Below are 6621 nucleotides of genomic sequence, written 5' to 3' on the forward strand. Positions count from 1 at the left end.
GTCTCCTGGAAGAAGACCCATCTTCACCGGCTGAATGCGAACGATGACCGACCTCTTCCTCGACCCGAGCGACGCCGAGCTGCTGCAGCGCTACCGCGACGGTGACGACGACGCCGCAGGGCTGCTGTTCGAGCGGCACCACCCCGCTGCGGTGCGCCTCGCGGGTGCGCTGGCGGGCGCGCCGGCCGCCGAGGACCTGGCGTCGGACGCGTTCGTGGCGGTGCTGCGCGCCGTGCGCAACGGCGCGGGCCCGCAGTTCGCCTTCCGCCCCTACCTGCTCACGTCGGTGCGCAACGGCTTCTACGCGGCGTCGAGGGCCGCGTCGCGCCAGGATCTCTACGACGACCTCGAGGCCTCTCCCGACGCGCCGACGGTGGCCGACGGCACGGCCCTGCGCGAGGAGTCGAGCCTTCTGGCGCAGGCCTTCGCCACGCTTCCGGAACGCTGGCAGGCAGTGCTGTGGCACACGACGATCCACGACGAGTCCCCCGAGCAGGTGGCCCGGGTGCTGGGCATCAAGCCGAACGCGGTGTCGTCGCTCGCCCTGCGGGCTCGCGAGGGTCTGCGCAACGCGTACCTCACGGCCCACCTGGGCCAGACGGACGATCCCGAGTGCCGCGAGGTGCGCGAGCTGCTGCCCGCCTACGACCGGGGTCGGCTGCGGCCGCGTGCCCGCGCCAGGGTGGAGGCGCACCTCGACGTGTGCGACGACTGCCGTGAGGCGGCGGCCCTGGTCGGCGGCATCACGGCCGACCTCGGCCTCCTGCTGCTGCCGGCTCTCCTCGGCGCTCCGGGGGTCGCGGCATTCGGGGACACGAGGGTCCTCGTCGTGGACGGAGGCGGGACGCGAGGCTCCCAGGGCTCGGGCGCACCCGGCGCGGGCTCCGCCGCCCTTGGGGTCGCCGGGACCGCCGGGGCGATCGCCGTCGGGGTCGCTGCCGTGGCGGTGCTCGTGACCGTCGCAGCCGTGGGGGTGTCCCGGCTGGGCCCCTCCGACGACGCCACCCCGCCGAGCGCGGCCGCCACCGGCGCCCCCGGTACTGGCTCGCCCCCTCGCGCCGACGACCGCGACGATCCGGCCCCGGAGCCCTGGAGGGCTCCCGTCGTGGCACCGCTCACCACCGTCGTCCCCGTCCTCGCTGCCGCGCTCTCCGTGCCCGTCGTGGTCCCGCCGGCGGGACCGAGCGTGCCGGAGCCCACGGCGCCGACGTCACCTGGACCCACGCCATCGGTCCCCACGACGCCCCCGCCGACGACGACACCACCGGTGGAGGTGGGCGAGGACCTGGCCGTCTCGGTGCTCGAGGCCGTTCCCGGCGACGTCTACGAGGTGACGCTGGCCGTGGCGTCGCCGACGCTCACCCCACGGCTGCAGGTCGAGCTGCCTTCCGGCACCGAGGTGTCGTTGTGGGGCGGCGAGGGCTGGACGTGCACCGGCATCGGGACGGGCGGATCGTGCCAGGCGTCGGGCCCGAACCCGCAGCCGATCCGGTTCTGGTGGAGCCCGGGCGAACCGGTGGGCTTCTCGGCGACGGTCAGCGCGCCGGACAACGTCGACCCGAACCCGGCGAACGACTCGGTCTCCCTCGGCTGAGGGTCCTCACCGCCGGCCACGGGCGACGGGCCCGCCGGGCACGAGAAAGCCCCGCTGACCTCGGGGGGTGAGTCAGCGGGGCTTCATCAGGAACATTACTCGCCCGTTCAAGCGGTTGTCATCGAATGTTCCACACCTGGAGGAAGGTCCAAAACGCCGGACCCCTCAGGCGGGCCCGTACGTGGGCCTCGGGCGGCGGCTCGACGTGAGCCTCAGCGCGGGGGCTCGGTGGGAGCGGGCGTCTCGTACGCCCGCTCGATGCCGTCCTTCGTGGCGGCCCACCACGCCGTGTTGGTCCGGTACCACTCGATCGTCGCGGCGAGACCGGCCTCGAAGTCCTGGTGGCGGGGAGCCCAGCCGAGCTCCTCGCGCAGCCGGGTCGGGTCGATCGCGTAGCGCAGGTCGTGACCAGGTCGGTCCGTCACGTGGTCGAAGGCGTCCTCGGGCTGGTCCATCGTCCGCAGGATGGTGCGCAGGACCGTGAGGTTGTCGCGTTCACCGTCGGCACCGATCAGGTAGGTGCGGCCGTTCTCGCCCTTCTCGATGATCGCGAGGACGGCGTCGTTGTGGTCGTCCACGTGGATCCAGTCCCGCACGTTCTGGCCGGCGCCGTAGAGCTTCGGCCGGCGCCCCGTCAGGATGTTCGTGATCTGGCGCGGGATGAACTTCTCCACGTGCTGGCGGGGTCCGTAGTTGTTCGAGCAGTTGCTGATGGTGGCCCGGATGCCGAACGACCGCACCCACGCCCGGACCAGGAGGTCGGACCCGGCCTTGGTGGACGAGTACGGGCTCGACGGGTTGTAGGGGGTCGCCTCCGTGAAGCGCTGCGGGTCGTCGAGCTCGAGGTCGCCGTACACCTCGTCCGTCGAGACGTGGTGCAGGTGGACGTCGTGCCTGCGGCACGCCTCGAGCAGCGTGTAGGCGCCCACGAGGTTGGTGTCCACGAACGGGCGGGGATCACGCAGCGAGTTGTCGTTGTGGCTCTCGGCCGCGAAGTGCACCACCACGTCGTGGCCGGGCAGCAGCTCGTCGACCAGGGCGGCGTCCGCCACGTCGCCCTGCACGAAGCGCAGGCGCTCCGCCGGCAGTCCCTCCAGGGACGCGCGGTTGCCGGCGTAGGTCAGCTTGTCGAGCACCGTCACCGACGCGTCGGCGGTCTCCAGCACGCGATGCACGAAGTTGGAGCCGATGAAGCCGGCGCCCCCGGTCACCAAGAACGAACGCATGGCCGGAGCGTATCGGCCCGCGACCGTGACCACGCCCAGATGCGATCGTTGGTCCGGACATGTGGCGAGGGAGCGAGTCGTGAAGGGCATCATCCTGGCCGGCGGCACCGGCACGCGCCTGCATCCGATCACCGAGGGCATCAGCAAGCAGCTGATGCCGGTGTACGACAAGCCGATGATCTACTACCCGCTGTCCACGCTCATGCTGGCCGGCATCCGCGACATCCTCATCATCACCACCCCGCACGAGGCCGACGGCTTCGAGCGGCTGCTGGGCGACGGCAGCCAGTTCGGCATCCGGCTCACGTACGCCCAGCAGCCCAGCCCCGACGGGCTGGCGCAGGCGTTCCTCATCGGCGAGGAGCACATCGGGGGTGAGCACAGCGCCCTCGTGCTCGGCGACAACATCTTCTACGGCACCGGCCTCGGCACCACCCTGGGACGGTTCGTCGACCAGGACGGCGCGACCATCTTCGGCTACCGGGTGGCCGACCCCCGCGACTACGGCGTGGTGGAGTTCGCCGACGACGGGCGGGTCATCTCCATCGAGGAGAAGCCGACCGAGCCGAAGAGTCCCTTCGCCATCCCCGGCCTGTACTTCTTCGACAACGACGTGGTCGAGTTCGCCCGGGACCTCAAGCCGTCCGACCGGGGCGAGCTGGAGATCACCGGGCTGCAGGAGCGCTACCTCGAGGAAGGGCGCCTGCACGTCGAGATCCTCGAGCGTGGCACCGCCTGGCTCGACACCGGCACCTTCGACTCGCTCAACGACGCCTCCAACTTCGTGCGCTCCGTGGAGAGCCGTCAGGGCCTCAAGGTCGGGGCTCCCGAGGAGGTCGCCTGGCGCATGGGCTACATCGACGACGACCAGCTGCGCGCCCGTGGCGAGCGACTGAACAAGAGCGGCTACGGCCGCTACCTGCTCGAGCTCCTCGACGGCTGAGGCCCACGAGGGTCTCTCAGGTGAGGTCCTCGTAGTGGCTCAGCAGCCGGCTCATCGTCGAGAGCGCCTCCTGCATCTCGGCGATGTGGGCCGGGTCCAGCGCCCGCAGCATCTCCTTGATGCCCGTGCTCGACACGCCCGCCGTGCGGGGCAGGTACTGCACCTCGCAGTACTCGGTGAGGTGGTCGAACTTGCCGGTCCAGTCGTCACCCATCACGAACAGGTCGACGTCGTGCTCCTGGACGTCGAGGACCTTCTGCTCCCACGACTGCTCCGGCACCACCAGGTCCACGCCCTTGATGCTGCCGACGATGCGCGCGCGGTCCTCGTAGCTGACCACCGACGACTTGCCCTTGCCGGCGTTGAACTCGTCGGTCGAGACCCCGATGACCAGCCGGTCGCCGAGCGCCGCCAGACGTTCGATCAGGTTCAGGTGGCCGATGTGGAAGAGGTCGAACGTTCCGTAGGTGAGCACCGTGGTCATGGGCGCCAGGGTAGCCGTGAGCCCACCTCTACTCTGGAGCCATGCTGACGGTGCTCGCGTGGATCGTGGTGGCCGCCGGGCTCGCGACCGGGCTCGCGGCGGTGCGCGACGTCCGCCAGAGGCCGGCACCGACCGCCCACGGCTTCCCCGGGCAGCCCGACCACCCGGGATCCCGCCCGTTCCGACTGCGGGTCTGGGTCGTCGCGGCCGGCGTGCTCGTGGCCGGCACCGCCGTGGCCACGATCGTCGCCCTGGTCACCTCGCAGGACCTCGTCGCGCTGCTGGTGGCCGTGGTGCTCGCCCTCGGTCCCGCCGCCGTGGCGTGGCGCCTGCACGCCTGGGCCACCGCGTCGCGCGGTGTGCGGCAGGCCGTCGTCGCCCACGCACCCCGGCTCGCCGTCCCCTATGCCGGCAAGGTCGGCGTGCACGTCGGCATGTGGTCGCCCTGGATCGAGCAGGCCGGCGTGCCGTGGTGCATCGTGGCGGCCGACCGCACCATCTACGCCGAGCTGGTGCGCCTGCACCCGCACGACCCGGTGATCCTCACGCACCTGCCCGCCTCCGTGCGCGGCGCGCTCTACCCGCACGGGGCCAAGAAGAACGCGGTGTTCCTGGCCCACGACGAGGTCACGCACGTGTTCCTGGGCCACGGCGACAGCGACAAGCCGCTCAGCGCGTCCGAGCGGGTCCTCTCCTACGACGTCGTCGCCGTCGCCGGGCAGGCCGCCATCGACCGCTTCGCCCAGGCGGACCTGCGGGTCCCGGCCGCGAAGCTGCGGATCGTCGGGCGGCCGCAGACCGAGGGCATCGAGCCGGTGGCCGGTCCGCTCCCCGACTCGCCGACCGTGCTCTACGCCCCCACGTGGCGCCACGCCGACGACGCCCTCAACGTCTCGTCCCTCGCGGTCGCCGAGGACGTCGTCGCCGCACTCCTGGCCCGCGGCTGCACCGTGGTGTTCCGACGCCACTTCGCCGGGCGCAACCACCTCGAGGCCGAGGCGATGATCGCCCACGTCGACCGGATGCTCGCCGACGACGCGAAGGCCACCGGGCGGGCCCACGTGCTCAGCGAGACCGCCATGGACGTCCCGCTCGTCGAGGCCTTCAACGGGTGCGACGCGATGGTCTCCGACATCTCCGGCATCGTCGTCGACTTCATGGCCAGCGAGAAGCCTTTCGCCATGTACGCCGCGCAGTTCGGCGGACCGGACGCCGCCGAGGCGTTCCGCGCCGCGCACCCCACCGCCGTCTCGGCGTACGTGATCGACCGCGACCTCGTGCAGCTCGACGCCGCTCTCGGCGCGATGCTCGGGACCGACCCGCTCGCCGCCATCCGGCCCGAGCGGGCTGACCACTACCTGGGCGGGCCGGAACGCTCCGACCCGGCGGCCCGGTTCGTCGCGCTGGTGCGCGAGCTCGCCGACGGCGGTCAGGTGTCCGCCGGCTCCTCGTAGTCGCCGATCCACCAGTCGGCCAGCTCTCGCATCACGGTGCTGACCTGCACGTGCTGAGGGTGGACGCGGAACGCCTCGAAGGCCTCGCGGCCCTCGAACAGGCCGTTCTCGACGAGGATGCGTCCCTTGCGGCGGTCGTCGGATAGCCGCACCGTCCACTCCAGCACCCCGGGGAGCGTCCCGAGCGACGCCAGCTGCTCGAGCGCGTTCTCCACGTCGGCGTCGGGAACCGCGTCGTGCACGCGGAACAGCACCAGGTGGCGCAGGGCCATCAGTCCACCAGCTCGTCGGTGATGCGCGGGTCGTGCGCCGGGACCACCAGGACGTCGGGGAGCGAGGCCAGACGTCGAAGCTCGCGGTGGTTGGCTCGGATGCGCGAGCGGTCGCGGCCCACGACCATCTCGAAGCCGCGGGCGGCCCGCACCGGGGCGAGGCGTCGGCCCGAGGGCGCCGCGTCGGCCACGTGGCTCCCGTCGAAGACCGCGTCGCCCGCGTGCAGCACCACGCCGTCGGCGGTCTCGACGGCCACCGCGGCATGGCCGCGCGAGTGACCGGGCATGGGCACGAGCACGATGCCGGGCAGCACCTCGTGGCCGGTGAGCCCGTAGCGCCACTCGTCGCCGGGACCGGCGTGCAGGGCGAAGTCGGGCCCGTGCGCGAACTGCGCCGGCCGGTAGCGACGCTTGTCGAGGGCGTCGGGGTCGGTGATCGCGGCCGCGTGCTCGTCGGCCGTGGTGTGCACGGTGGCGTGGGGGAAGTCCGACAGCCCTCCGGCGTGGTCGAGGTCGAGGTGGGTGAGCACCACGTGCGTGACGTCGGTGGCGTCGTGGCCACGCTCCTGCAGCTGGCGCAGCAGGGTGTGGCGGTCGTCGAGGTCGGGGCGCAGCAGGCCGCGGATCGGTCCGATGCGGCGGGCGGGG

At 72.2% G+C, this 6621-nt stretch carries 7 protein-coding genes; 3 read left to right on the forward strand and 4 right to left on the reverse strand.

The annotated features are described in order from the left end of the window. Positions 1-43: 43 nt before the first annotated feature. Positions 44-1594, forward strand: a complete 1551-nt coding sequence (locus ASF38_RS08160) for a sigma-70 family RNA polymerase sigma factor (protein WP_056575068.1) — start codon at positions 44-46, stop codon at positions 1592-1594. Between the two features lie 212 nt (positions 1595-1806). On the opposite strand, the gene rfbB is transcribed toward ASF38_RS08160, so the two are convergent. Next, on the reverse strand, positions 1807-2820 hold the full coding sequence (gene rfbB, locus ASF38_RS08165; RefSeq protein WP_056575422.1) for a dTDP-glucose 4,6-dehydratase: 1014 nt from the start codon (positions 2818-2820) through the stop codon (positions 1807-1809). A gap of 79 nt (positions 2821-2899) precedes the next feature. On the opposite strand from rfbB, the gene rfbA reads away from it, so the two are divergent. Then, on the forward strand, positions 2900-3763 hold the full coding sequence (gene rfbA / locus ASF38_RS08170; RefSeq protein ID WP_056575070.1) for a glucose-1-phosphate thymidylyltransferase RfbA: 864 nt from the start codon (positions 2900-2902) through the stop codon (positions 3761-3763). Positions 3764-3779: 16 nt separating this feature from the next. On the opposite strand, the gene ASF38_RS08175 is transcribed toward rfbA, so the two are convergent. Next, positions 3780-4247: an adenylyltransferase/cytidyltransferase family protein gene (locus ASF38_RS08175; protein ID WP_055961626.1), complete on the reverse strand. Its 468-nt coding sequence runs from the start codon at positions 4245-4247 to the stop codon at positions 3780-3782. Between the two features lie 41 nt (positions 4248-4288). On the opposite strand from ASF38_RS08175, the gene ASF38_RS08180 reads away from it, so the two are divergent. Beyond that, entirely contained in the window at positions 4289-5701 is a 1413-nt protein-coding gene (locus ASF38_RS08180) for a CDP-glycerol glycerophosphotransferase family protein (RefSeq protein ID WP_056575072.1), read from the forward strand. Here ASF38_RS08180 and ASF38_RS08185 read toward each other — a convergent pair. Continuing rightward, entirely contained in the window at positions 5677-5973 is a 297-nt protein-coding gene (locus tag ASF38_RS08185; RefSeq protein ID WP_055961631.1) for a Dabb family protein, read from the reverse strand. The genes ASF38_RS08180 and ASF38_RS08185 overlap by 25 nt on opposite strands. Further along, a partial coding sequence (locus tag ASF38_RS08190) for an MBL fold metallo-hydrolase (protein WP_235497523.1) occupies positions 5973-6621 on the reverse strand: 649 nt, incomplete at its 5' end. The genes ASF38_RS08190 and ASF38_RS08185, both read right to left, overlap by 1 nt.

The sequence above is a fragment of the Aeromicrobium sp. Leaf272 genome (assembly GCF_001422865.1).
Classification (GTDB): Bacteria; Actinomycetota; Actinomycetes; order Propionibacteriales; family Nocardioidaceae; genus Aeromicrobium.

Bases quoted from the DNA above. Each gene is read 5' to 3' on its own strand.
- ASF38_RS08185 (WP_055961631.1), bottom strand. From the start codon at position 5,973: ATGGCCCTGCGCCACCTGGTGCTGTTCCGCGTGCACGACGCGGTTCCC.
- rfbB (WP_056575422.1), bottom strand. From the start codon at position 2,820: ATGCGTTCGTTCTTGGTGACCGGGGGCGCCGGCTTCATCGGCTCCAAC.
- ASF38_RS08160 (WP_056575068.1), top strand. From the start codon at position 44: ATGACCGACCTCTTCCTCGACCCGAGCGACGCCGAGCTGCTGCAGCGC.
- ASF38_RS08175 (WP_055961626.1), bottom strand. From the start codon at position 4,247: ATGACCACGGTGCTCACCTACGGAACGTTCGACCTCTTCCACATCGGC.
- ASF38_RS08180 (WP_056575072.1), top strand. From the start codon at position 4,289: ATGCTGACGGTGCTCGCGTGGATCGTGGTGGCCGCCGGGCTCGCGACC.